Raw genomic sequence first — 23409 nt, 5'->3', positions numbered from 1 at the left:
CAGTGGTTATACTCGCAAGTATCATCTTTTTACTAACGCTGACACTTGTCATCTGGCAGCCTAGGAACTTATCGATTGGATATTCCGCATGCGGCGGAGCGATCCTGGCATTAATCGTAGGTGTGGTCAGCTTCCAGGACGTCATCGATGTAACACAAATTGTATGGAATGCCACATTGGCATTTGTCGCAATCATTCTTATTTCCTTAATACTAGATGAAATTGGTTTCTTTGAATGGGCTGCCCTCCACATGGCGAGGGCCGCAAAAGGAAACGGGACGAAGATGTTCGTCTACGTCATCATACTCGGGGCACTCGTTGCCGCCGTGTTCGCAAACGACGGAGCTGCCTTGATCATATCACCAATCGTTCTTGCGATGGTCCGTAACCTCAAGTTTGAAGAAAGAATGGTTTTGCCATTCATCATGGCGAGTGGGTTCATCGCGGATACGACATCATTGCCGCTTGTCGTGAGCAATTTGGTGAATATCGTTTCGGCGGACTTCTTTGATATCGGGTTTGTAGAGTACGCAACCCGAATGATCGTGCCAAACTTCTTTTCATTGGCAGCAAGCATGCTGGTCTTATACTTATACTTCCGAAAGAGCATTCCGAAACAGTATGATTTATCCCAGCTAAAAGAGCCGACAGAAGCGATCAAGGATCAGAAGATGTTCCGAATGTCCTGGGTGGTGCTAGCCATCCTGTTACTGGGCTACTTCATCAGCGAATTCCTGCACATCCCGGTATCCATCATTGCCGGCGTGGTCGCCATCTTCTTCTTGTTGATGGCAAAGCGAAGCAGTGTTGTCAACACTAGGGCAGTCGTAAAAGGAGCTCCGTGGGCGGTCGTATTCTTCTCGATTGGGATGTATGTAGTCATCTACGGATTACGTAATGTGGGGCTTACCAGTGTGCTTGCTGACGTGATCCAAGCAACTGCTGACAAAGGCTTATTTGCCGCCACCATCGGGATGGGATTTATCGCTGCCTTCATTTCGTCCGTAATGAATAATATGCCGACTGTCATGATTGACGCCCTGGCCATTGCGGAAACCGATACATCAGGTGTCATCAGGGAAGCCCTCATTTATGCCAATGTGATCGGTTCAGACCTGGGACCGAAGATTACACCGATTGGATCACTGGCAACTTTGTTATGGTTGCACGTACTGTCCCAAAAAGGCGTGAAGATTTCATGGGGCACCTACTTTAAAACAGGCATCATCCTGACCATTCCTACCCTGTTCATTACCCTGGTAGGTCTGTATATATGGTTAACTATCATTCATTAAACAAAGCAAAAGGAGACTTAAACATGTCTAAAAAAACAATTTACTTCTTATGTACAGGCAACTCTTGCAGAAGCCAAATGGCCGAAGGATGGGGAAAGAAATATCTTGGTGACGAATGGACTGTATTGAGTGCAGGCCTTGAAGCACACGGGTTGAATCCAAACGCTGTTATGGCGATGAAAGAGGTCGGCATCGATATTTCTGACCAGACATCGGATGTCATTGACCCTGAAATTCTGAACAATGCGGACTTTGTGGTGACATTGTGTGGTCATGCGGACGAGCATTGCCCGATGACTCCGCATCATGTCAAACGCGACCATTGGGGCTTTGATGACCCGGCGAAGGCAGAAGGCACAGAAGGGGAAAAATGGGCATTCTTCCAGCGTGTGCGTGATGAGATCGGGGAACGTATCAAGACATTCGCTGAAACAGGGCAATAATTAGCATGGCGCGACTGTTTATTTCCTGCGGCATGATTGCATTATTTTTAAATAATAGGTTTAACTTCCTTTAAATCGGGTATAGTATCTGATGCACACTCACGTTTAGCGACTACTCTTTGGAAGCGGGTAGTCGTTTTTATTTATCACCGAATCTTACATTGCATTTTTGCATACATGTAATGGCCCGGCGAAGAACTTGTGGGACAGCTTGGCCGAAGGAATGTAGGAGCAGTGTTAGGTATGGGAGTTTTTGTAACTAAATTGATTAGCAGGTTAAATTATATTTCTTTTTTCTTTATTTTCCTATTATGTCCTATTTAATGTAAAAACCCCAACTCTAAAAATATTACCGACAGGCAGATAACTATGAAAACCTATGAAAACTGAAGAAATCGTTAGATTTTCGTTTCTTGATTGAGGAAGGTTAGTTAAAAAATAAATTTCTAAAAATAATAAGAAAACCCAATCTCTCCTTTAAAAGAAGATTGGGTTCCTTTTTTTAAATCAACGGCTTAAATATGTCAAACTATAGGGTGTGGTACATATGGCCCTTCAAGAAAAGCGAAAATACTGCTAGGGAGAACTTAACCTATCAACCACCTACAGAACCCCGAGATGGGGTATTTTCGTTGAAACGATAATAGGAGCAGGTGCTGGTTATAGCCAAACCAATGACATATGAAAACGGGTAACGCCGCGTTTTTGTGGAATAAAAAAGACGTCCAATGTGTGCAGATGAAAAGAAAAAACTGTTACCATTGCGTATTATCTAAGTATTTTAAATATGCACTTTTACCTGGCGGTTTCCCATTCCACGGCTTAGTTTTACCAGTAAAGTGGATTATCGCGAGTATAATGTCCGTCTTGTTAAGACGATTGGCCCGTACATTCCATTTATCCTCAAGTCTAAGCCATTTATCATGCAGTATGACATTCAATGCGTCTTGATCCGGGTATTTCAACGCGGATGGATGATCACTAATGAATTGTTTAACTTTCTCCAAAATATCATTTTCTGTCCATTTGTTTATATTTATTAATAGGACGCCCGAATTAAAGTAACCATATTCTTTTGGGATGGACAGCTGCTCGCGTCGCAATTCATTAGGATCAAACACTGCTCCCACTACATAATCATCAATATTGTTGTTCCATAAAATTGTAATGTCTTCTTCTATAATGAGGTCACAATCGAGATAAAGTGCTTTCTGAATTCCATGATCCAATAAATCAGGAATAGACAACCTAAAATACATCTCCATGCTATAGTAACGGTTAATCAGGCACCCACTATATAAAGATGCATCAACGAGTATAAATTGAGGTTTTACATCAAACCTTTGCAATGATTTCTCTAATTTAGCTTTGCTGTCAACTGATAAGTTGCCCCCGTCAAGGATATAAATCTGTATAGGATTTTCCGAGAATTTATTTTCCAGCAAAGAATTTAACATGACAGCTAAATGCAGGGCGTAATCATCATTCGTTGCAGCAACAACATGAATCGTTTCCAATTCATCCACCCTTTCAACTCATATATGAGCAATTATACTCACAATCAACAGCAACTGGAACGGCTTGTGATTGATAGACTGTCACCAAAATTGAGAATAATAAAAGTTATAGAAAAGTAATGACCTGCAATAATGCTGCGAATACAGTTAGTCGAAAAGCAGAAAAGATCGTTCATTAATGCTTATTGAGCTAAAGGAGCAGGTAGTTGAATAACATTTTAACGAAAAATGATTATATAAAACCATACAAATAAACTATTATGTATCCCTAAAACTAGTAAAAAAAGGAAAGCAGTTATAATGTTCTGCTTTCCTTTCTCAGTTTATGACCTAGATGGCATAATCAATTTTTGTCCTATATTTATAGGTTTCGATGGGTCAAGTTTGTTGGTATCTACAATAGCTTGGATACTAACCCCAAACTTTTGTGAGATTTTCCAGAGCGTATCGCCTGATACTACAGTGTAGGTTGTGTTTGGCTGAATAGCTGCTGAACTTACAGGGATATTCAATTTTTGGCCCACATATAAATACTTTGTCGGATCCAGTTTGTTTGCATCAATGATTGCTTGAGTGGTTACCCCTAACTTCTGTGCAATCTTCCAGAGTGTATCCCCCGATTGGACAGTATAAGTAGTTGTAGGTTGAGTAGCTGGCTGTTCTTGGTTAGCTGGAGCCTGAACAGGTACGATGATCTTTTGCCCTACATATAGATACTTTGAAAGATCCAGTTTATTGGTATCTATGATGCTTTGGATAGTTACGTTGTATTTCTGAGCGATTTTCCACAAGGTTTCGCCAGATTGAACAGTATGGATTACTATATCAGTATTAGTATCTGTTTCGGGTGATGGACTTGTATTTTCGGATGCTGTTGCATAGAAATACAAATTCTTATTTGTGTCGATTGCAACGAAGGCCCCGTCCTCCGCAGACAATGGCTGAATCTTCACCCCAGGTTCTGTCATGGTACGTACAAGCTGTCCAGTCTTGCTGTCCATCCATTTAATCGCACCATCACCATTGACCGCGATATGAGTAGGGGTGACTATGACAGGGCCGTTTGAAAAAGAACCAGCTTTGTTTTTCCATAACTGCGCTTTTGTCGTACGGTCATAGGCTGCGACTTCTCCAGTAGCAGTCTTAGTGAAGATGGTGGTTGTATCCATCTCGAAATCAAAGTTTGCCTGCACTGTGAAATTCCAAAGCGAAGCACCATTGCTTGCATCAAATGCGAGCATTTTATCATAGCTTTTCACATATAACTTGCCATCGGCATAATTCAATTTTTGTGAATAGTAATCTACATTACTTGTTGTCCATTGAACTTGTCCGTTTGAAGCATCCAATGAATACATCTTGCGAATCATGTCAATCTGGTTATCTGTCACAAAGAAAATGCGTCCATTCCCTATTGCAATATTGCTGTGGGAACTTTCGCGAGCTGGAAGCGCATATTCCCATTTTACTTCTCCGGTAGAAGTGTCAAGAGCTAACACTTTGCCCTCTGCGGTCGCATATAAGGTTGTTCCGTCCAACATAAAGTTGGCAGCTGTATAAGGCTTGCTCCACAAAACGGCAGCACCTGTACCGTTATCTTTCAACGCAGTCAATGTCCCATTTGCCTGGAAGAAAAGAAGCCCTTTCAATCCAGAAAAAGAATAATAGCTCGAATTGGCGTTTGTGGCATATTGCCATTTAATGGAACGGTCTGAAGCGTTGATTGCGGTAATCTTATTGCCTTGCCGTTCGGGAACATAGATTGTTTGATTTTGCACCACAGCTTCATCAAATTCATGATATTCCGCCAAGTCTGTAGTAATTTTCTGTTTAAGCTCGACATTAAAAGGTACATTTACCCCTGCCGCCGACGCGGATGCATTTGTTATCCACAAAGCTGATAACAATATTATACTCATCATACTGCACAGTTTCTTAACCATCCGTTGTTGTCTTCCTCTCGTTGTATGTATGGTGTATCGGGATAATGATAACAGAGGGAATAAAACTGAAATACAGGAAACTAGTGGGAATGATTGCGGGACTCGCTTTACTTGTGCAGCTGACATGGCAGGTTAGCATTCCTGGACATTGTTATTTTTGAACTTTGATAAAAATAGAGGCACTCAGAAAGTTAGATGAGTAAGCCACCACTCTAACTCAGCATGTAAAATTTCATTGCTTTTAAATATCAGCTGGAAATATAATGAGAGAATGTAAATATCAAACCAGAGCGATCATCAAAATTATATGAAAATCTCAATATCTTTAAAGGTGGATACATGAAAAATGTTTCAAAATATACTCGAACAACCTGGTGCATTTCAGTATCTATTTGATAATCATCCAGATGGTATAAGTATCGTTGGTGGCGATGGCCATTTTTTATACGTAAATTCCTCGACATTAACTATGTTCGGCTACACACGCGAAGAGTTATCACAAATATCATATGAACAACTGATACAAAGGTCAGCTGCTGAAAGCGGTAACGCTAATGAAAATCTCAAAGACGGAACTAAACTGGCAATTCAACATAAAGAAGGAAACTTGGTTCATGTAAGATTAACCTGCATTCCGCTAGTCCAAGACGGCCAGCAAATGGGAAGTTTCCTAAGATTTGAAGATATAACGGAGCACGTGGCACAAAGCAATGAAATATCAGATATTCAAGAGATGTTCTCTTTAATATCAGAGAAATCACAAAATATCATTTCTTCAATTTCAGGGGACGGCATATTCACATACATCTCTCCAACTGTACAGGCGTTACTCGGCTATACACCAGAAGAGGTGATCGGGAAACCAGCAGCCTTTTTCAACCCGACGGACACCAATGAAAAATTCCAGGAACATCGCAATTCATTGTTAATTGATCAAAATACGGTGAGATTTACAGGTCGAGTACGCCATAAAAATGGTGAATATCGCTGGTATGAAACTACAGCTGAATATATCCGAAACTCATCAGGAGACATTATTCAAACCATTTGTGTCGGGCGTGACATTACAGACCGCATAGAATCAGAAGAGAAAATTGCATACCTGGCTTACCATGACAGTGTAACGGATTTGCCAAACAGGCGTTTTTTTACAAAGCGTTTCAATCAGCTTATTGAGGACTCTAACAGAGGATATCACGGACTGATGTTACTCGATTTGGATGGATTTAAATACGTTAACGATACATTTGGGCATGACATGGGCGATTTGCTCCTGACCGAAGTGGCAAAAAGACTATCATATGCCATGGGAGAAAAGGGTATTGTAGCCCGCTGGGGTGGAGATGAGTTCACGGTTCTTCAAATGAATATAAAATCCAGAGCTGAATTGGCGTCCGCCAATAAGAGAATTGAGGATGTAATCTCCGAACCTTTTATTCTTGCAGGCCATACACCAATCTTCGTTACCACAAGTGTAGGTGTTTCATTTTTCCCTGAAGATGGAGACAGCATTGAGGCACTGATAAAAAAAGCAGACACTGCCATGTATCATGCCAAAAACCAAGCGAAACTCAGGTATGAATAACATAACGTTTTAGGAGGCAGGCAAAACAATACCTGAACTATAGCTGGAGAAGGAAATACTTCTTTAGTTAGTGAAAAAGGAAACGAAAATAATACAGGAAAAAATCAAAGGCTGATTCGTTTTTAAGAATCAGCCTTTTTTAACACTGCCTTGTGTCCCCACACAAAACATATATATGAAAATCATCATCTTGCTTGTGTGACACTAAATACATAATTGACTCTAGTTTTTGAGCCGGTATTCACAAACTTAAAACGATATGTTGCTTTTTTAGCATCTGAGTAGGATAAACTGGTAGTTCCATTTCTAGCTGCTTTGTAGGTTTTGACAGTGACCCAGCTGCTTCCTGATTTTTTTTGCAAATATGCAGTAAAGGAGCCCTTTGCTTTGCTGGTAGCCTTTACGCTCATTCCTATGTACCCATAGCCAGGCTGCTGTCGTGTAAATGTTTTCGCTACAACTACATAGTTTGAAAAATATCCATCTGCATACCAGGTCGTATATAACAAGCCTGGTTTCCCATGCCATACCTTCGCGCTAGCTTCATTTGTACTAATACCTGCAAAACCAAGCGTCAGCAAAAATGCTGTTATGAGCACCATAAGCGTCTTTTTAACTTTTTTCATTCCATTTACCTCCTGCTAGTAGAAAATGATGTGCCATTTCATTATATATTTACGATAAATGACGGTCACGGTGCATTTTTACTAAATTTTTACAGTTTGTCGATGGGTAAATAGTAAGATGGTTAGCGGATATTTATTCCAGCAAGAGAAGATATGATAGGGATTTAATAGGTTATAAGTCTTATTTATGAACGAACAATAACAAAGACCATAAACTTCATTGAATCGACGAAAAGGGGAAGAGTGTCCAAAGTGATGGTCATATTCAGAAATTAGTCGATTGACGGGTTTATTTAGCTTTTTTCTTCACGTCCTTCCCAGTTGTAGATGTGTTAAAATTAAAAATATTATCAAAACTAGTTTTTACAATCGAATAACAAGGGAGCGAATGAAATGTGAATAATAAAATGATTGAATATTCCAATATGCTGCCAGTGTCTAAAAAGGGACACATTTTTTATTATTTTGAGGACATTCAGAAATATATTGAGAATGCCGTTGCTTATGCATCTGCAGGAGTGCAGGACGAAGGACATGTGATATTTCTGGAGAATGACAGGCTTTATCCGGTTATCTATCGTTCGCTGCAAACCATATTGCCTGAAAACCGATTGGCCCATATCTATCACGTGAATAATTTTGATTTTTATTTCTCGGAAGGCAATTTCCATCCGCCTACTATATTTGAGCATTTTCAGAGAAAGCTCCACCCTTTTTTTGAAAGTGGTGTACCGGTTCGAACATGGGGTCATGTGGAATGGCGGGATGAAGATGAAATAATTTGCTCGCTCATAGAGTTTGAGGAAAAAGCTCACGAGATGCTTGATGAATTGCCGGTTTTAGGAGTATGTGCGTATGAATCAAGGCTGATCCCTGAGTCCTTTAAAACATTTTTGCTTGGATGCCATGGATTTCAGATTACAGATGATAAAATCACTGATCTGACAGCATCAGCGAGAGCACAGAAATGAAGATAAAAAACATATTGAATTTTATCACCCTTTGATTTCTACCTTTTGAATCCCATGATGAAGTGATCTGGAAAGTGTGAATACTAATATTATTTAAGGAGGCTCATTCATGCCGTTCATTGATGTAAACGGAACTACGCTTTACTACCAAGATAGCGGTCCAAAAGATGCACCAGCCTTGGTTTTCAGTCACTCATTATTCTTTAATAGCCGAATGTTTCATAAACAAGTGGAACGGTTTGCTGGTGAATACAGAGTCATTTGTTATGATCATCGGGGGCAAGGAAAAAGTGCTAGAGATACGTTGGACATGCTTGATTTGGATACATTGACAGAGGATGCGGCAGCACTTATTAAAGAGCTAGCTTTAGGTCCTTGTCATTTTGTAGGTAACTCTATGGGGGGCTTCATTGCTTTGCGTCTGGCTGCAAGGCATCCAGAACTTCTTATTTCATGTACAGTCCTGGGGACATCCGCTGAAGAAGAATATAAAATAGATGAATTTCAGCCAATTGTTGAGCATCTACAGAATTATGGAGGAAAGCCCATGTCCCAAACTTTGATATACATTATGTTTGGAGACACGTCACTTGAAGATCCGTCTTTTGCGAATGAACTCAATTACTGGAAGGATCACATAGAAGGTTTGGATCGCACGATCGGTGATGCTGCGTATCAGGTGGTTCATCGCAAACGAGTCCTGGGTGAACTAAATGAAGTGGAAGTTCCGATTTTGTCGATTGCAGGAGCTGAAGATCATGCCTATACGGTTGAACAGTCGAACAACATTGCAGTCACAGTAAGAAATGGTGTGTGTAAAGTCATTGCCAACTCGGGCCACTCTCTGGCACTCGAAACTCCAGAAGAAGTTAATTCTTTTCTTGCTGAACATTTCCGTAATTCCGGTAAGTATTATTCAGAATAAGTATGGCATATAACTTTAAAACTAGAAATCTCTTTCTTGTTACACAATAAAGATTTTTTAAGATACTGCGGCCATATTTGGCGGCTTTTTTCTTTATTGTTCTTAAGTATTGCTTTTGCTGTATGCAGTGATAGTGCCGGAATCTGAAGTCACAGACTCTTTAGATAATGACACCACAGGGACCATAGGAGATAAATTTTTGTGGTACAACAATCTATAAAGATTCATAGCAAAGACGGTATTCATGCTGGATCAGGTACTAAGTTAGTTCAGACGGCAGGCAAATTCAGTTCTGAAATCATGCTTGCTTATGAGGGGCGAGCATGAAATGTAAAATCTATAATGGTTGTATTGTTTTTAGTTGTTCCTGGGGAAGCGGATGTTTAGATTGGAGCAACACTGCCACCTTTCCTATAAGAATATTAGAAGGGGTCGATAAGATAAATGGAACAATACTTTTGTAGCAGTTGCGGTAATAAGCATGATATTACAGCAGTCTTATGGAAATGTGGGTGCGGCGGCGTATTAGATATAATGAAAAATACGCCAAAAATCGATATTGCAGCCTGGGACAACTATCCGAACTCGTTATGGCGATATTTTGAAACCATGCCATTCGCAAAAGATTCTAACACGTGGGAAGAAGTCACAATGGGTGAAGGCCAGACTCCTTTAATCATCCTAAATCCACTGGAGCCAAATTCATATGTAAAAGTGGACTATATGATGCCCACATTATCATTTAAAGATCGGGGAGCAGCTGTTTTAATGGCGAAGGCTAAAGAATTAGGAGTTTCAAAGGTCATTGCCGACAGCAGTGGCAATGCAGGAACTGCGATAGCCGCTTATGCAGCTCGCTGTAACATTTCTTGTGACATTTATCTGAGTGATGAAACATCGCCTAAAAAGGTTGCGCAAGTAAAAGCACACGGTGCCACGGTGAAAGAAATCCATGGCACTCGAGAGGATGTTGCAGCTGCAGCGCAGAAAGCGGTAGATCAAGAAAAAGTGTTTTACGCGAGCCATGTGTATAATCCATACTTCCTTGAAGGAACAAAAACGTACGCTTATCAAATTTTTGAGCAATTAAAGGGAGTGCCAGATTCATTAATCATACCTGTGGGCAATGGTACACTTTTACTTGGTGCATTCTATGGCTTCCAAGAGCTGTTTGAAAACAGATTAATAAAAAAGATGCCAAAAATTATAGCCATCCAAGCAGCGAACTGTGCACCGCTTGTGAATGCTTACGGAAAGGGAAAAGCAGTGGCTGAACCTGTCACAAATAATGGTACTTTAGCAGAAGGTATAGCAGTGGCAGCACCAGCACGATCCAAACAAATTTTAACAGCTGTACATGAAACAAATGGCATATTCATTGAAATTGAAGAACATGAAATACTGGGTGCACGAAGTATGCTAGCTGAAAAAGGATTTTATGTTGAGGTGACAACCGCGGCTAACTATGCAGGATACTTAAAATACAAAAAGCTACCAGAAGAAAAAATTATAATTCCATTATGTGGTGCAGGTCTTAAATCAAATTAAATGTAATAATAAATAGTGGCAGTTCTTCAAACACAGCTACTGCTTTTTTGTTTTAGCAAAGGAACTGGAGTAAAAGACAATTCGGCAATGATCATAATAAAACTTAGCAGGAGTCTAGAACCCCGATTTTCACTAAATAGTCGATTTCACAACATGAATGGACAGTATTGGACTGTAAAGTATTTCTCTGTAAACGAGAAATGCTTTTTTATTGTCTGAAAATGAAAATGATATCAAAATCTCAATAAGTAATTAATAAAAATCAATATTTTTTTATTGTAAATCGATAAACACCATGATACATTAAAATTGACAATAAATAAGTGAGGTGCGTTTATGAAGCGAGTGTCAACGCTGTTTTTAAAGATAGTTGTTATTCTTATTGGAATTCCGATTTTTGCTTTGTGCATTTTTTTGGTTCCTGAAATTGGAAATGTTGCAGCGGAATTGCTTCCAGGGTTTGCTTATATAAAATATCTAGTTTTCATTGTTTTTTATGCGTCAGCACTAGCTTTTTACTTTGCTTTGTATCAGGCTTTCAAACTTTTGCGCTATATTGACAAAAACAAAGCTTTCTCAGAATTATCTGTAAGAGGTTTAAATAAAATCAAATACTGTGCAATCACAATCAGTAGTTTACATGTACTAGTTTTGCCACTGTTCTATCTCTTTGCGGAGAAAGATGACGCTCCGGGTGTTATCTTTGTCGGATTAGTTGTTCCATTTGCTTCGATGGTCATCGCAGTATTTGCGGCTGTTCTCCAGAAACTTTTAGAAGAAGCCATTGATATAAAATCTGAAAATGATTTAACGGTCTGAGGTGAATGACATGGCGATTATAATCAATATTGATGTGATGCTGGCTAAAAGGAAAATGAGCGTAACAGAACTTTCGGAAAGGGTTGGAATAACGATGGCCAACCTTTCTATATTGAAAAATGGAAAGGCAAAGGCAATTCGATTATCTACTTTAGAGGCAATTTGTAAGGCTTTAGAATGTCAGCCGGGAGATATTTTAGAATACCGGAGTGATGAAGACACCCAGGATTAATAAATTGGGAATCTGGGGGTTTACCTATACGATTGGCCACAATCCATTAAGCAGGATTTGCATACTTCAGAAAAAACCTTTGCGGAGGCATAAATCATGAGAGCTATAAAACAACTTGTTCGATTTGGCCGGGAGCAGGCCCTGTCATGTTTGTTTCCTGCCGTTATTTTTGCCTCTTTGGCTCTGACAAAAATCCTGCCGCTTCCATTGCTGCCGCGGTATGACTGGCTGCTCATCATCTGCCTGCTGATGCAGTGGCGGATGGTGCGTTCTGGGCTTGAAACACGTGATGAACTAAAGGTAATCACATTGTTTCACCTAATTGGACTTGCTCTCGAACTTTTCAAGGTACATATGGGTTCCTGGTCTTATCCAGAGGAAGGATATTTCAAGATTTTTGGAGTTCCTTTATATAGCGGATTCATGTACGCAAGTGTAGCGAGTTATCTTTGCCAGGCGTGGAGGAGGTTAAAGGTGGAACTGTTTAAATGGCCTCCGTTTTTGGCAGTTGTAACGCTTGCAGCTGCGATTTATGTGAATTTTTTCACCCACCATTATTGGATTGACGTTCGTTGGTTTTTATCTGGAGCTGTAATCATCGTTTTCTGGCGATCATGGGTAACCTACGAAGTCAATGGAACTCGATACCGAATGCCGCTCGCACTTTCTTTCGTGCTCATCGGATTTTTTATATGGATTGCCGAAAATATCGCAACGTTCTTTGGGGCTTGGGAATATCCAAACCAAACCGATGCATGGAGTCTTGTCCATCTGGGAAAAGTGAGTTCCTGGCTATTATTGGTGATCGTCAGTTTTCTTATTGTAGCGACGTTAAAGCAGGTTAAGGGAGCAGAGGCCAATAGGATGGATACCAGTCACAATGTTTTATAACTGTAAAGAACGCATTGAAAATTCGGATCCCTAGCACTTTCAGCACGTGTTACAATGTGAGCTGCCAATAAGAGGTGGCTTCTTTTTTTCAGCTAATGGTCAGTTTGAAACAAAATCCCAACCAGCAAACAGCAAATTGTTTTAACATGATTATTGGACAAGCGATGATGTTTAAGCTTGAGATTGAAGATGGGACAAACCTTAAGCTGGTATCCAAATGCAGCAAGGGCAAATGGATTTAATATACCGAACACATAAATAAGAATGAGGATTGTAAAAAGCTGTTTCTGATTCTTTTCTTAATAACCGGTAAAGTAAACATAATGGCATTACTAAAAAAGCCTTATAAGGAAAACAATTAGCGTCAAACAAAATATTGCTTTACTAAAAGGTGCATAAGTGAAAGTCCGGAGCTGTTTGGTGACAGTTCTTTTTTCGTATTGTAGTGATTCATGCCAGTTTAAGAAGGATATTGGAAAAAAATGTAGAATATTTTATTTAAAAGTTCGAAGGAATATGTAAAGCAATAAATACACATAGCAACGGAGGAAATACAATGTCAATACCTAAACACATTGTTTCTGCGGCTACAATTGTTTTAAATGACGAGGGAGAAATATTACTGATTAAAGGCCCAAAGAGAGGGTGGGAAATCCCTGGCGGACAGGTTGAGGAAGGTGAATCCCTTAAAGAAGCAGCAATCAGGGAAGCCAAGGAAGAATCCGGTATAGATATTGAGGTTTTAAAATTTTGTGGAATCTTTCAAAATGTCGATCGGTCCATTTGTAATACATTATTTTTGGGCAGGTCCATTGGTGGAACCCCCACTGCCAGCCCGGAGAGTTTAGAAGTGGGTTTTTTTCCAGTAAAGGACGCTCTTCAAATGGTCACTTGGAAAAACTTCAGACAAAGAATTGAGTATTGTTTAAACGAGGAGCTTCATCCGTTTTATGTGGAATTCAACGGCAAGGAAAACGAGCAAATCGCTTTGCAAATAATATAAGGTTGGGTGTAGATTGTGCAGGATTTTATTAACTTCAAATGGATTTTATACCGATGAAATTAAAAGACAATTTATGCAGCTTATCAATGGCTTCATATTAAATAAATCGGCTTCCATCATCACCACTGCCTCAAGAGAAAAACATAACAATAAATTTGCAATTAAGGCTAAAGAAGATTTGCTTTCGATGGGTTTCAGCAAGGCCGATTTTATTGATATAGAGTTCGACTCTCCCGATTTACTGGAAAATAATGAGGTTATCTATATAAACGGAGGAAATCCTTATTATTTGCTTTATCATCTGAAGAAAAGTGGTACAGATACACTTTTTAAAAAAATGGCTAAACAGGATATTGTTTTTGTAGGAGTAAGCGCCGGCGCAATGATCCTGGGACAAAGCATAGCTGTTGTCGATTTTTTCACACCTGACATGAACAGTGTTGGTATAAAAGATTTAACAGCTGCATGTCTAACAAAAAAACTAATTTTTCCACATTATGACAGGGAGGATTTATTTCCGGACCGCTTAGGCAGAACAATAGAAAACAGGTTGAAAAATTTTGAGAATAAGAATAATTGTTCGGTTACAAGGCTTAAGGATGATCAATCTTTAATTGTTAGTAATGGCTCTTATTGAATGAGGGTTATATGAGTTTTGGATGTGGAGCTGCGATTCGGCGGCTTTTTTCATGTTCCACAAAAGTAAGGTTAATTGGTGATAAGAGCAATATATAGTGGAGGGATAAAATGATGAATGAAATTTTACAACAAAATAAAAAGAGCTGGGATCTAGTAGCCCCTCATTTTAATGGAAAGGATTCCTTACCCAGTTATGGCCCTTTTGCGCAAACGGAACAGGAGTTAAGGCTGTTTGAAGAGGTGTCAGGGAAAAAGGTCCTGGATATTGGCTGTGGAAGCGGACATTCATTACGTTATATGGCGGAACATGGAGCTAGGGAATTGTGGGGAGTTGACTTGTCACAGACCCAAATAAAGACAGCAGAAGAAACTCTAATGAACCGGGAGCCTCATTTGTTCTGTGCACCGATGGAACAAGATATAGGGCTGCCAAAGCAATATTTTGACATAGTCTATTCCATTTATGCAATTGGATGGACGACTGATCTATCAGCCACATTTGAGCTTATCTATTCGTATTTAAAGAATGGGGGCAACTTTATATTTAGTTGGGATCACCCCTTATATCCCCATATGGTTAGCCGGAACGGCCAGATCATCCTTGATGGCTGTTACCAGAAAGAAGGGACAATTACATATCCCAAATTTAAGGGTGAAGACGCTCCGGTGGTCATTCCTAAAAGAAAGATGAGTACCTACATCAATGAATTAATTAAAGCAGGGTTTACAATTGACTGTGTTATAGAAAGTGATGTATCAGCTGATTTTGATTTAATAGAAGAGGAATATTCGGAACGCTATTATTCATTATTTAAGGCAAGAAAATTCCCAACAACTATGATCATAAAAGCCATAAAAAGATGACCTGAAAAACGGAGCTGCTTTTGGCAGCTTATTTTACTTATTGAACTATGAGGCTCAGTTAGCTCAAAAAGGATTTTTAAGTTGAGGGAAGAATAGATTTGAAGAATAAAAATTTGGAATGAAGGGGATTAAGGATGATCAATACCGATTTAGTAAAAAGACTAATAAACGAACAATTTCCAGAATGGTCTCATTTAGATATCAAACCTGTAAAAAAGGGTGGAAATGATAATCGAACATTTCATTTAGGTAATCAAATGAGTGTAAGGTTACCTAGTGCAGCGGGCTATGCTCCACAAGTGGAAAAAGAACACAAGTGGCTTCCTGTTTTGACAGAAAAACTTTCCTTGCAAATTTCTACTCCTATAGCAAAAGGAAATCCAAATGAAGAATATCCTTGGTCCTGGTCCGTCTACAAGTGGCTTGAAGGAGATACCCTGTCGTACGACAACATTGATGATCTCAATCATCTTGCAAAAGACCTCGGTTCATTTCTAAATGAGCTGCAGGCCATTGATGCTAAGGGAGGACCGGTTGCTGGCGAGCATAATTTTTATAGAGGTGGGTCATTAACCTATTACGATAAGGAAACCCAAAATGCCATTGACAGCAATAAAGGCACTTTTGACGGAAAGTTATTGGCTGAAATATGGAGCTTGGCCTTAGCTACTAAGTGGGAATTAGAGCCTGTATGGGTGCACGGTGACATAGCACCAGGTAATTTATTGGTGAAGGATGGAAAACTCAGTGCGGTAATTGACTTTGGCATATTGGGAGTGGGAGACCCTGCCTGTGATGCAGCAATGGCTTGGACTTTCTTTGATGATACCAGCCGAAAAGTGTTTAAGAATGAAATAAATATGGATGAAGGAACATGGAGCAGGGCAAGAGGGTGGGCTCTGTGGAAGGCATTGATCACTTATGATGCTCATAAAAATTCAGGTAAAGTGGAAGCACATGAAGCATACAATACTATTTGGACAATAGTCGAAGATTACAAAAAATGAGTGTGCGGCATTAGTATAGTGTCCGTTAATCTAAGGAGGATATACGGCTTTATTTGCCTTCAATGGATACGTGGTTTAGCAATTTGTCATTAAAGTATGATAATGGCTTTATATATAAAATACGTTCCCTATGAATTTGCGCTTAAAAGAGATGGCGGGAGGTAGGTATTATAACAAAAAAAAGTCTTTATCGGAAAGAGATAAAGACTATTTGTTATACCATTTATCAGAATAGAAGTCTTGCGGTATATCCTGTGAAAACGGACTTTCGAAACCCATGGTTTCTAACGTTGCAAACCATAAATCCCTCTTTGATTCAGGAAGTTTTATCCCACACCAAGGACAGTAATCAATTTTGAATGTGGACGACCCGCCATCATGAATAATTAGGCTATATTCATCAAAAATTTCGTTATAGTATACAAGATGGTCCGGGCAATCAAACGGATTATCATGTACCTCGCAGACATGATTAACCTGGCTTGTCATAACTTCACAGCAATGTTGTTTCTTCATAGTACCTCCGATACATCCATTTTTGTTCCATTATACATATTATATGTAAGACAGATCGGTTAGAACAACCAGTATGGCTGCCCTTTTGATATTCATATTTTTTTAAGCCATTTTGTAAAAGAGCGACAGTGTAGATAATTCATTTCCGGCGTGATTGTGTCCATCCGCGCAATGTTAATTCGAAAATCCATAGCAGCTTTTAGGTCGCTCTGGGTGGCTCTTTCCATTCTTCAACTAAAGAGGCTGTTTAGTTTAAGAAGGAAAGCATTGTATTTGAAAATTTTTTTTGATATGTTATCAATAAAACTTATTAAAGATTTTTAATAAGTTTTTTTAAACGATACTTATTAAAGTTGTTAAATAAGTCTGATTAATAGGTGGTGATATCTGTGAATGCAACTCCTAAAATGATGAAAAAGGTAATCCTGAGTGGAATTCGTTCTTCTCTTTTAGAACTTGGAAGTGCAACCAAAGTGGAACTTAGCGATAAATTAGGAATTAGTTTCCCGACCATAAGTAAGTTCCTGTCGCAGATGGAGAAGGATAGGGAAATTATTTCACTCGGTTTGGATGAATCAAGTGGAGGGAGAAGGGCGAAAAGATATACATACAATCCTGAGCATATGCTGGGCCTGGCAATTTTCTTAGAGCGAACTGAGACGAATTATACAATTTTTAATTGTTTGGGAGAAGTAAAGGTACAAGGAAAAGAACCGAGTGTATTAGCCCAGGATGGTTTACACCTATTAACTTCGTACATTGAAAAATTAATAACTGCATTTCCAAAAATCAGTTCTATCGCAATCGGAGTTCCTGGTTCTGTTAATCATGGGCGGATTTTTTATATACCAGGTTATGAACAATTTCAAAATATTGATGTAAAAGGATTCTATGAGGATCATTTTTCAATACCTGTCGTGGTGGAGAACGATATGAATGCTGCTGTTCTCGGATATCACCATAATAGGGGGATCAAGGAGAATCAATCACTAGTATATTTGTATTCCGGCCAAAATGGTCCTGGTGCAGGATTTATGATCAATGGAGATGTTGTGAGAGGAAGTACATATTTCGCGGGAGAGGTCTCCTTCGTCCCTCAGTATAATGACCGGAATTTCGGGCAAGCATTGGAAAACGGAAATGGACCTAAAGACCTGCTAATCTCTCAAGAGGATCAGATTGATGCATTCAGCAGATTAGTAGCCTCGATTACGGCTTTCATTAACCCACATACCATCATTTTTTGCAGAGATGAAGTCGAAGAATCAATAGTAGATAAAATCGCCATAGCGAGCTCCAAATATATCCCATCAGAACATCTTCCAGACCTTACAATAAGTGATTGGAAACAAGATTATTTATATGGATTACAAAGGCTGGGACTAGGTCTTATGTTGAATGCTACAAAATAGTAAAAATCTAAAAAGCAGCGAGGTTGAAATATGGCAACATTCCTTTTAGTGATTATTTATTTGGCCTTTATCAGCTTGGGTTTACCAGATTCATTGCTGGGAGCAGCGTGGCCTGTGATGCAATCAGACTTTAATGCCCCGCTTGAGACTGCCGGATTGGTATTTATGACAGTTTCGGGCGGTACCATTATCTCGAGTTTAGTTAGTGGAAAGCTCCTGAAACGGTTTGGGACGGGGAAGATAACATTTGTCAGTACCTTAATGACTGCAGGTGCTTTGCTTGGATTTTATTTTGCTCCGGGGATTATCTGGTTATTTCTATTTGCCATACCTCTTGGATTGGGTGCCGGAGCTATTGATGCGGGATTAAATGATTATGTAGCAACACACTACAAAGCACATCATATGAGTTGGTTACATAGTTTTTGGGGAGTTGGAGCTACTCTTGGCCCTGTCATAATGGCACAGTATATTTCAGGTCAACACTCCTGGAGCAGTGGATATTTTGCAATTTCAGGCGTTCAATTTGTGTTAGCATTCATCCTATTGTTTACATTGCCTTTATGGAACAAAGGGCCTGAAAACAGCAAGATCGCCTTAAACGAAGTCCCGGAAGATCCAAAAGGTGTACCTTATAAAGACGATACTGAAAATCTAAAACCCCTGCAAGTTAAAGGAGTTAAACTGGCTCTGATATCCTTTTTGTTTTATTGTGGGGTTGAAGCCACAATGGGTCTTTGGGGGAGCAGCTTTTTGGTAAAAGTTAAGGATTTGCCGGCAGCAGTTGCTGCACAATGGGTTTCCTTATATTACGCCGGAATCACAATTGGCAGATTTATTACCGGTTTTATTACCTTTACAATGAATAATCTCGCCCTCATTCGGGCGGGGCAAGTAATTGCATTAGCCGGAGCAGCACTTTTATTCCTGCCATTGCCACCGACTTTCTCGCTTATAGGTTTTATAATGGTTGGATTTGGATTGGCACCGATATTCCCGAGTATGCTGCATGACACGCCAACACGCTTTGGGAAGAAGCATTCCCAGACAATTATGGGATATCAGATGGCCGTTGCTTACACAGGCAGTACCTTTATGCCTCCTCTTCTTGGTTTCATCGCATCTCAAACAACAATTGCAATCTTCCCGTTTTGTATTGTTGTTTTTGTTGCAGTAATGTTCCTAAGTTCAGAAAAATTAAATAGCCTATTGAAAAAGGAACAAATAGTAAACAGGAAAGAAACAAACTCAACAGTATGGTAATAAGGTGAGCCTTCATAAAAAGAATATATAGGAAGCGGGTAAGGTGAATCCAAATGATTAACCAGAAGTGGTGGAGACATAAAAGAATTCTTAGCAGCGATTGACAGAAGGCTGTATGCTGATGTCAGGCAAGAATCTGATTTTAAAGAAAACAAAAGGGGCAGGTTACGGAAATTCCTTTTAGGAATTAATAATTCCATAATAATGGAGGGAAACAAGTGGGGATTAGAGCAGCGAATATTGATGATTGGAAGGGAATATCTTTGCTTTTGAGCCAGCTGGACTATCCTGATACGGAAACTTTTATGAAAGAAAAAATAGAAACACTTATTATGGACCCCAATGAGGAATTATTGGTTTATGATGAAGAAAACCAGGTTGTAGCGTTAATTTCAATTCACTTTATACCTCAATTAGCTGTTAAAGGAGATTTCGCCAGAATAAGTTATTTTGCTGTTGATACACATATCAGAGGTAAGGGAATTGGCCGTAAGATTGAAGAATATTGCTCTGACTTAGCTAACAAAAGAAATTGCGATAGAATCGAGGTGCATTGCCATTCAAGAAGGATAGATGCACACAGGTTTTATATTCGGCAAGGGTTTACAGAATCCCCTAAATACTTTGTTAAGCTGCTGTCTCACTATGACTAATATCCGAATTCACCTTATTTAAAGGTTTGAATGATGTGGTGGATATTTTCTTGTTGTTCTAAGAGGTCTACATTCCTGTATTGAAGTAAAATCGAAGACCAATAAAAGGAGTATCCGCCAATCGGATCTTTTTCTTAAATGCAATGGCATTACGACAGTAAAATAAGAAGAAAATTAGAAAGAGGGAATAAGTGATGGAATGTCCTATCCGTTGCATCAAAAGTGAAAAAAGCCTCTTATCTGAATGGCCAGATAAGAGGCTTTTTTAATTTGCTGCTTCAACGGCATCGACTTTTGGAACAGAAAGGGATATTTCATCTGAAGCTTCCGCCTGCTTGTTTTGATATGTGGCGACTACATAGTAAGAACGTTTTTCCCTGACTAAATCTTTTGTTGTGGAATAAGCGTTCTTTACAAACAGTGTTAATTTTTCCGTCCAGCCGCTATCCTCGGGTATAATTTCCGGTTTTGTCTTCAATGTCAGTTTATCATCAGCAAAATGCGTTTCGGTCGTTTCGCCTACTTCTATATCTTTTCCATCCGATCCTTTTCGGTATATTTTGTAGACAATCCCGCCTGAAGAACTGGAAGCTTCCCACTGTAAGGATACATGTTGTTTGTCAGAATCGTATTCAGCTTCCAACCCTTTCACCTTTTCCAATTTAGGGCCAGCGAATAAGGATGTGACGTCGGATGGCTTTTGAAAATCTTTCACTGGTACATGGGCTAAGCCCTTTTTCATAATTGCCGAGAATAATATGGCGGGATCCCCGCCGCCGGTCGTGGTTAAGTACCGTTCTTTGCCTGGTTGGTCAAAGCCCAGGTGAATGGCCATGGTTATTCCCGGAGTGTATCCGACAAACCATGCTGAACGGTTGCCCGGTGTTCCTTTTTCTTCAGCTGTTCCCGTTTTGCCGGCTACCGGACGGCCGATATTAGCATTTCTGCCTGTTCCATCCGGGTCCGTGATAACCTTCTTCAAGAGTTCGGTCATGTGATAGGCGTTTTCTGCAGAAAAAATATCGGTTCCTTCCTTTTCTTCCTGAGTTTTTACGACGAAATTTCCTTTGTGGTCCTTAATGTATTTGATCGCCCGAGCGGGTTCGAAATAGCCAAAGTTTTGGAAAGTTGCATAGGCTTGCGCCATTTCTACCGGGGTCACACCTTTTTCCATGCCGCCCAATGCGATGTGCAATTGTTTATCCTTATGATCAATGGGGATGTCCATCTTTTCCAATGTGCGAATCCCTGTTTCCACTCCAATATCCTTTAAGACAGCTACGGCAGGGATATTCGCGGATCGTATAAGGGCCCGTTCGATGGAGATGGAACCTTCATAGACATTTCCGGCGTTTTTCGGCGAATAGTTGCCAAAGGTGGTCTGTTTGTCCATTACTTTTGAAAAAGGATTCCACTTTTTGCTTTCAAAGGCAGGTCCATAGGTAACCAGTGGTTTTAAGATGGAGCCTGGCTGATACCTCGACATGGCCCGGTTATGGTCCTTTTTTCGGACGAAATCTTTCCCTCCGTACACGGCAATCAGTTTCCCGCTGTTCGAATCGACGGCCGCAATGCCGGGCTGTACGATTTTCCCTGTGGCTGCATTGTTATCCTTAAAGGAAAACGATTGAGCAGTTCGGTACATTTGGTTTTGCAGATCCGTATTTAAATAAGTATAAATGTGATATCCCTTATGTTTTAGGTCATCTTCCGTCAGTCCGTACAGTTCTTTGGATTCTTTCAATACTGCGTCCACATAGGCATCAAGAGACGATGGTTTGATGACGGGGCGGGAAACGAAAGCCACATTTTGCTGCGATGCTTTTTTTCGCTGGTTAGGCGTAATGGTTTCTTCCTTTTCAAGAACAGAGAGAACAGTGTTTTTTCTCTGATTGCCAAGCGTCAGGTTTTGCGTGTAATTAGTAGGAGCTTGGGGAAGGCCGGCGAGATAAGCGATCTCTGGTAAAGTCAATTCGGAAACATGCTTGTTAAAATAATACTTGGAGGCGGTTCCGATTCCGTATATGCCATTTCCCAAGTAAATTCTGTTTAGATACATTTCAAGAATTTCATTTTTATCATATTTACTTTCAATCAGGACGGATAACGCAGCTTCTTGATATTTATGAAGAAAATTCCTGTTTTGTATATGCTTTTGTGCGTTTTTAATTAACTGCTGTGTAAGTGTGCTTCCACCTTGTTTTCCGCCTGAAGGGTTGAAGGTATTATTAAAGAAGGCACGTACGTAACCTTTAACCGAAATTCCGGCATGCGAATAAAAATCTTTGTCTTCTACATTTACGAATGCGTTTTGCATCACGGTTGGCACTTCATCTAAAGAAACGCTCTCCCTGTTTACACTATCATTGATTACGGTATAAACTGGGTTGCCTTTTCCATCATAGATGTGTACGTTCACAAATTCCTTCTGGATTTCCTCATCTTCCAAGATAAATTCGCTCAGTTGGTTGTCTGGTTTATCTGATGCAGCAATCACCACTACTGCACCTATATGGCCTATGGTCCCAAGGATCCAAATGGGAGTATACACAATTATAACGCTATGTACTAGACGCAACCCCCATCTCGCCCATTTGTTTCCTGAGTATTCTTTCTGCCACTTAGATAAGAGTTTCCACAGATAAATCAACAAAGTAATAATGGCGAAACTGCTTAGTATGAAGAAAATCTCAGAAAGAAGACTTTTATGAATTTTTAGGAAAAATGCCAGTGGAACTAAAAAAACTTTAATTAAAAAACTCATTTCTAAATCCCCTCTCGAACTGACTACCATAAGTGGTCATGTTAACCATATACTTCTTTTCAACCTCCAGGTATCGGAACTAGCGAGGTACTTGAAAATATACATTTTTTTACATTTTTTACCAAGGACCGTTTCTCCATGACGATGACCAGCCGGAGAAGTGTGAGGCGTCGGCCCTTCATAAGGATTTGATAGATTCAGTGTAACAAACACTTGAATATTCTTCCAAAAATAAGATGGGAAATATCATTGTAGCGGGTAAAGCTAAAAACTGTACAGTGAAAACTCTATGCGAACATTTCACCTAACGTAAAGAATTATGCTGCAAACCATCCTAACAAGAATAGCATGATTCATTTAACAAGAGAGGTGGAAATTTATAAGCAAAACTAAATAGTAATTGTACCATCTTTATGAAAAACCAAATCACATTACATATAACCAAATAAATCAGGCAAAGGCTAAACCAACTTAACCATATGTTCGAAATTGC

At 39.6% G+C, this 23409-nt stretch carries 22 protein-coding genes; 17 read left to right on the top strand and 5 right to left on the bottom strand.

Going from position 1 to position 23409, the window contains the following annotated elements; all coding sequences use genetic code 11:
• The first annotated feature begins 2 nt into the window (after positions 1-2).
• On the top strand, positions 3-1295 hold the full coding sequence (locus tag V1500_RS15020; RefSeq protein ID WP_409300416.1) for an arsenic transporter: 1293 nt from the start codon (positions 3-5) through the stop codon (positions 1293-1295).
• Between the two features lie 23 nt (positions 1296-1318).
• Entirely contained in the window at positions 1319-1738 is a 420-nt protein-coding gene (gene arsC, locus V1500_RS15015; RefSeq protein WP_409300414.1) for an arsenate reductase (thioredoxin), read from the top strand.
• A 755-nt stretch (positions 1739-2493) separates the two neighbouring features.
• Here arsC and V1500_RS15010 read toward each other — a convergent pair.
• Both V1500_RS15010 and V1500_RS15005 read right to left on the bottom strand, forming a co-directional pair.
• Positions 2494-3255: a glycosyltransferase family 8 protein gene (locus V1500_RS15010; RefSeq protein WP_409300413.1), complete on the bottom strand. Its 762-nt coding sequence runs from the start codon at positions 3253-3255 to the stop codon at positions 2494-2496.
• 323 nt (positions 3256-3578) lie between these two features.
• Entirely contained in the window at positions 3579-5198 is a 1620-nt protein-coding gene (locus V1500_RS15005) for a LysM peptidoglycan-binding domain-containing protein (protein ID WP_409300411.1), read from the bottom strand.
• Positions 5199-5544: 346 nt separating this feature from the next.
• Here V1500_RS15005 and V1500_RS15000 point away from each other — a divergent pair, with 346 nt between their 5' ends.
• The gene (locus tag V1500_RS15000) at positions 5545-6783 is read left to right on the top strand and encodes a diguanylate cyclase domain-containing protein (RefSeq protein ID WP_409300410.1); all 1239 of its coding nucleotides are present in this window, start codon (positions 5545-5547) and stop codon (positions 6781-6783) included.
• 185 nt (positions 6784-6968) lie between these two features.
• Here V1500_RS15000 and V1500_RS14995 read toward each other — a convergent pair whose 3' ends face one another.
• On the bottom strand, positions 6969-7409 hold the full coding sequence (locus V1500_RS14995; RefSeq protein ID WP_409300408.1) for a hypothetical protein: 441 nt from the start codon (positions 7407-7409) through the stop codon (positions 6969-6971).
• 395 nt (positions 7410-7804) lie between these two features.
• Between V1500_RS14995 and V1500_RS14990 the strand changes: the two genes are divergently transcribed.
• The 11 genes from V1500_RS14990 (at position 7805) to V1500_RS14940 (ending at position 16308) form a co-directional block, all read left to right on the top strand.
• Entirely contained in the window at positions 7805-8380 is a 576-nt protein-coding gene (locus V1500_RS14990) for an MEDS domain-containing protein (RefSeq protein ID WP_409300406.1), read from the top strand.
• A 109-nt stretch (positions 8381-8489) separates the two neighbouring features.
• A complete protein-coding gene (locus tag V1500_RS14985) occupies positions 8490-9305 on the top strand; it encodes an alpha/beta fold hydrolase (protein WP_409300404.1) in 816 nt (271 codons plus the stop codon).
• Positions 9306-9506: 201 nt separating this feature from the next.
• Positions 9507-9632 carry an HPr family phosphocarrier protein gene (locus V1500_RS14980; protein ID WP_409300403.1) on the top strand — a complete coding sequence of 42 codons (126 nt, stop codon included), beginning with the start codon at positions 9507-9509 and terminating at the stop codon, positions 9630-9632.
• A 117-nt stretch (positions 9633-9749) separates the two neighbouring features.
• Positions 9750-10853: a threonine synthase gene (locus V1500_RS14975; RefSeq protein WP_409300401.1), complete on the top strand. Its 1104-nt coding sequence runs from the start codon at positions 9750-9752 to the stop codon at positions 10851-10853.
• 336 nt (positions 10854-11189) lie between these two features.
• Complete coding sequence (locus V1500_RS14970; protein ID WP_409300399.1) at positions 11190-11672, top strand: DUF2975 domain-containing protein; 483 nt, start codon at positions 11190-11192, stop codon at positions 11670-11672.
• Positions 11673-11682: 10 nt separating this feature from the next.
• Positions 11683-11904 carry a helix-turn-helix domain-containing protein gene (locus tag V1500_RS14965; RefSeq protein ID WP_057775318.1) on the top strand — a complete coding sequence of 74 codons (222 nt, stop codon included), beginning with the start codon at positions 11683-11685 and terminating at the stop codon, positions 11902-11904.
• Positions 11905-12000: 96 nt separating this feature from the next.
• Positions 12001-12795: a DUF817 domain-containing protein gene (locus V1500_RS14960; RefSeq protein WP_409300397.1), complete on the top strand. Its 795-nt coding sequence runs from the start codon at positions 12001-12003 to the stop codon at positions 12793-12795.
• A 556-nt stretch (positions 12796-13351) separates the two neighbouring features.
• A complete protein-coding gene (locus V1500_RS14955) occupies positions 13352-13798 on the top strand; it encodes an NUDIX hydrolase (protein ID WP_409300395.1) in 447 nt (148 codons plus the stop codon).
• 13 nt (positions 13799-13811) lie between these two features.
• On the top strand, positions 13812-14435 hold the full coding sequence (locus V1500_RS14950; RefSeq protein ID WP_409300394.1) for a Type 1 glutamine amidotransferase-like domain-containing protein: 624 nt from the start codon (positions 13812-13814) through the stop codon (positions 14433-14435).
• Between the two features lie 110 nt (positions 14436-14545).
• Complete coding sequence (locus tag V1500_RS14945) at positions 14546-15301, top strand: class I SAM-dependent methyltransferase (protein WP_409300393.1); 756 nt, start codon at positions 14546-14548, stop codon at positions 15299-15301.
• Between the two features lie 134 nt (positions 15302-15435).
• Positions 15436-16308: an aminoglycoside phosphotransferase family protein gene (locus V1500_RS14940; protein WP_409300392.1), complete on the top strand. Its 873-nt coding sequence runs from the start codon at positions 15436-15438 to the stop codon at positions 16306-16308.
• Positions 16309-16515: 207 nt separating this feature from the next.
• Here the strand turns inward: V1500_RS14940 and V1500_RS14935 are convergent, their stop codons facing one another.
• Complete coding sequence (locus V1500_RS14935) at positions 16516-16824, bottom strand: DUF6980 family protein (RefSeq protein WP_409300390.1); 309 nt, start codon at positions 16822-16824, stop codon at positions 16516-16518.
• Positions 16825-17231: 407 nt separating this feature from the next.
• Between V1500_RS14935 and V1500_RS14930 the strand changes: the two genes are divergently transcribed.
• The 3 genes from V1500_RS14930 to V1500_RS14920 all read left to right on the top strand — a co-directional run bounded on the left by V1500_RS14930 (position 17232) and on the right by V1500_RS14920 (position 20152).
• A complete protein-coding gene (locus V1500_RS14930) occupies positions 17232-18236 on the top strand; it encodes an ROK family protein (protein ID WP_409306005.1) in 1005 nt (334 codons plus the stop codon).
• A 30-nt stretch (positions 18237-18266) separates the two neighbouring features.
• Positions 18267-19499, top strand: a complete 1233-nt coding sequence (locus tag V1500_RS14925) for an MFS transporter (protein WP_409300388.1) — start codon at positions 18267-18269, stop codon at positions 19497-19499.
• Positions 19500-19717: 218 nt separating this feature from the next.
• A complete protein-coding gene (locus tag V1500_RS14920; RefSeq protein ID WP_409300386.1) occupies positions 19718-20152 on the top strand; it encodes a GNAT family N-acetyltransferase in 435 nt (144 codons plus the stop codon).
• A 265-nt stretch (positions 20153-20417) separates the two neighbouring features.
• Here V1500_RS14920 and V1500_RS14915 read toward each other — a convergent pair whose 3' ends face one another.
• The gene (locus V1500_RS14915; RefSeq protein WP_409300384.1) at positions 20418-22916 is read right to left on the bottom strand and encodes a transglycosylase domain-containing protein; all 2499 of its coding nucleotides are present in this window, start codon (positions 22914-22916) and stop codon (positions 20418-20420) included.
• Positions 22917-23409 lie beyond the last annotated feature (493 nt).

Origin of the sequence: Peribacillus sedimenti (assembly GCF_046237635.1) — a bacterium.
GTDB lineage: Bacteria > Bacillota > Bacilli > Bacillales > DSM-1321 > Peribacillus > Peribacillus sedimenti.
The sequence above is the reverse complement of the archived record's forward strand: the minus strand, read 5'-3'. Positions and strand labels throughout refer to the sequence as shown.

What these genes read in the sequence shown, in the direction of transcription:
- V1500_RS14960 (WP_409300397.1), top strand. Translation starts at nt 12,001, where the DNA reads ATGAGAGCTATAAAACAACTTGTTCGATTTGGCCGGGAGCAGGCCCTG.
- V1500_RS14955 (WP_409300395.1), top strand. Translation starts at nt 13,352, where the DNA reads ATGTCAATACCTAAACACATTGTTTCTGCGGCTACAATTGTTTTAAAT.
- V1500_RS14970 (WP_409300399.1), top strand. Translation starts at nt 11,190, where the DNA reads ATGAAGCGAGTGTCAACGCTGTTTTTAAAGATAGTTGTTATTCTTATT.
- V1500_RS14945 (WP_409300393.1), top strand. Translation starts at nt 14,546, where the DNA reads ATGATGAATGAAATTTTACAACAAAATAAAAAGAGCTGGGATCTAGTA.
- V1500_RS14930 (WP_409306005.1), top strand. Translation starts at nt 17,232, where the DNA reads ATGATGAAAAAGGTAATCCTGAGTGGAATTCGTTCTTCTCTTTTAGAA.
- V1500_RS14935 (WP_409300390.1), bottom strand. Translation starts at nt 16,824, where the DNA reads ATGAAGAAACAACATTGCTGTGAAGTTATGACAAGCCAGGTTAATCAT.
- V1500_RS14995 (WP_409300408.1), bottom strand. Translation starts at nt 7,409, where the DNA reads ATGAAAAAAGTTAAAAAGACGCTTATGGTGCTCATAACAGCATTTTTG.
- arsC (WP_409300414.1), top strand. Translation starts at nt 1,319, where the DNA reads ATGTCTAAAAAAACAATTTACTTCTTATGTACAGGCAACTCTTGCAGA.
- V1500_RS15005 (WP_409300411.1), bottom strand. Translation starts at nt 5,198, where the DNA reads ATGGTTAAGAAACTGTGCAGTATGATGAGTATAATATTGTTATCAGCT.
- V1500_RS14925 (WP_409300388.1), top strand. Translation starts at nt 18,267, where the DNA reads ATGGCAACATTCCTTTTAGTGATTATTTATTTGGCCTTTATCAGCTTG.
- V1500_RS14985 (WP_409300404.1), top strand. Translation starts at nt 8,490, where the DNA reads ATGCCGTTCATTGATGTAAACGGAACTACGCTTTACTACCAAGATAGC.
- V1500_RS14965 (WP_057775318.1), top strand. Translation starts at nt 11,683, where the DNA reads ATGGCGATTATAATCAATATTGATGTGATGCTGGCTAAAAGGAAAATG.
- V1500_RS14940 (WP_409300392.1), top strand. Translation starts at nt 15,436, where the DNA reads ATGATCAATACCGATTTAGTAAAAAGACTAATAAACGAACAATTTCCA.
- V1500_RS15000 (WP_409300410.1), top strand. Translation starts at nt 5,545, where the DNA reads ATGTTTCAAAATATACTCGAACAACCTGGTGCATTTCAGTATCTATTT.
- V1500_RS14915 (WP_409300384.1), bottom strand. Translation starts at nt 22,916, where the DNA reads ATGAGTTTTTTAATTAAAGTTTTTTTAGTTCCACTGGCATTTTTCCTA.
- V1500_RS14975 (WP_409300401.1), top strand. Translation starts at nt 9,750, where the DNA reads ATGGAACAATACTTTTGTAGCAGTTGCGGTAATAAGCATGATATTACA.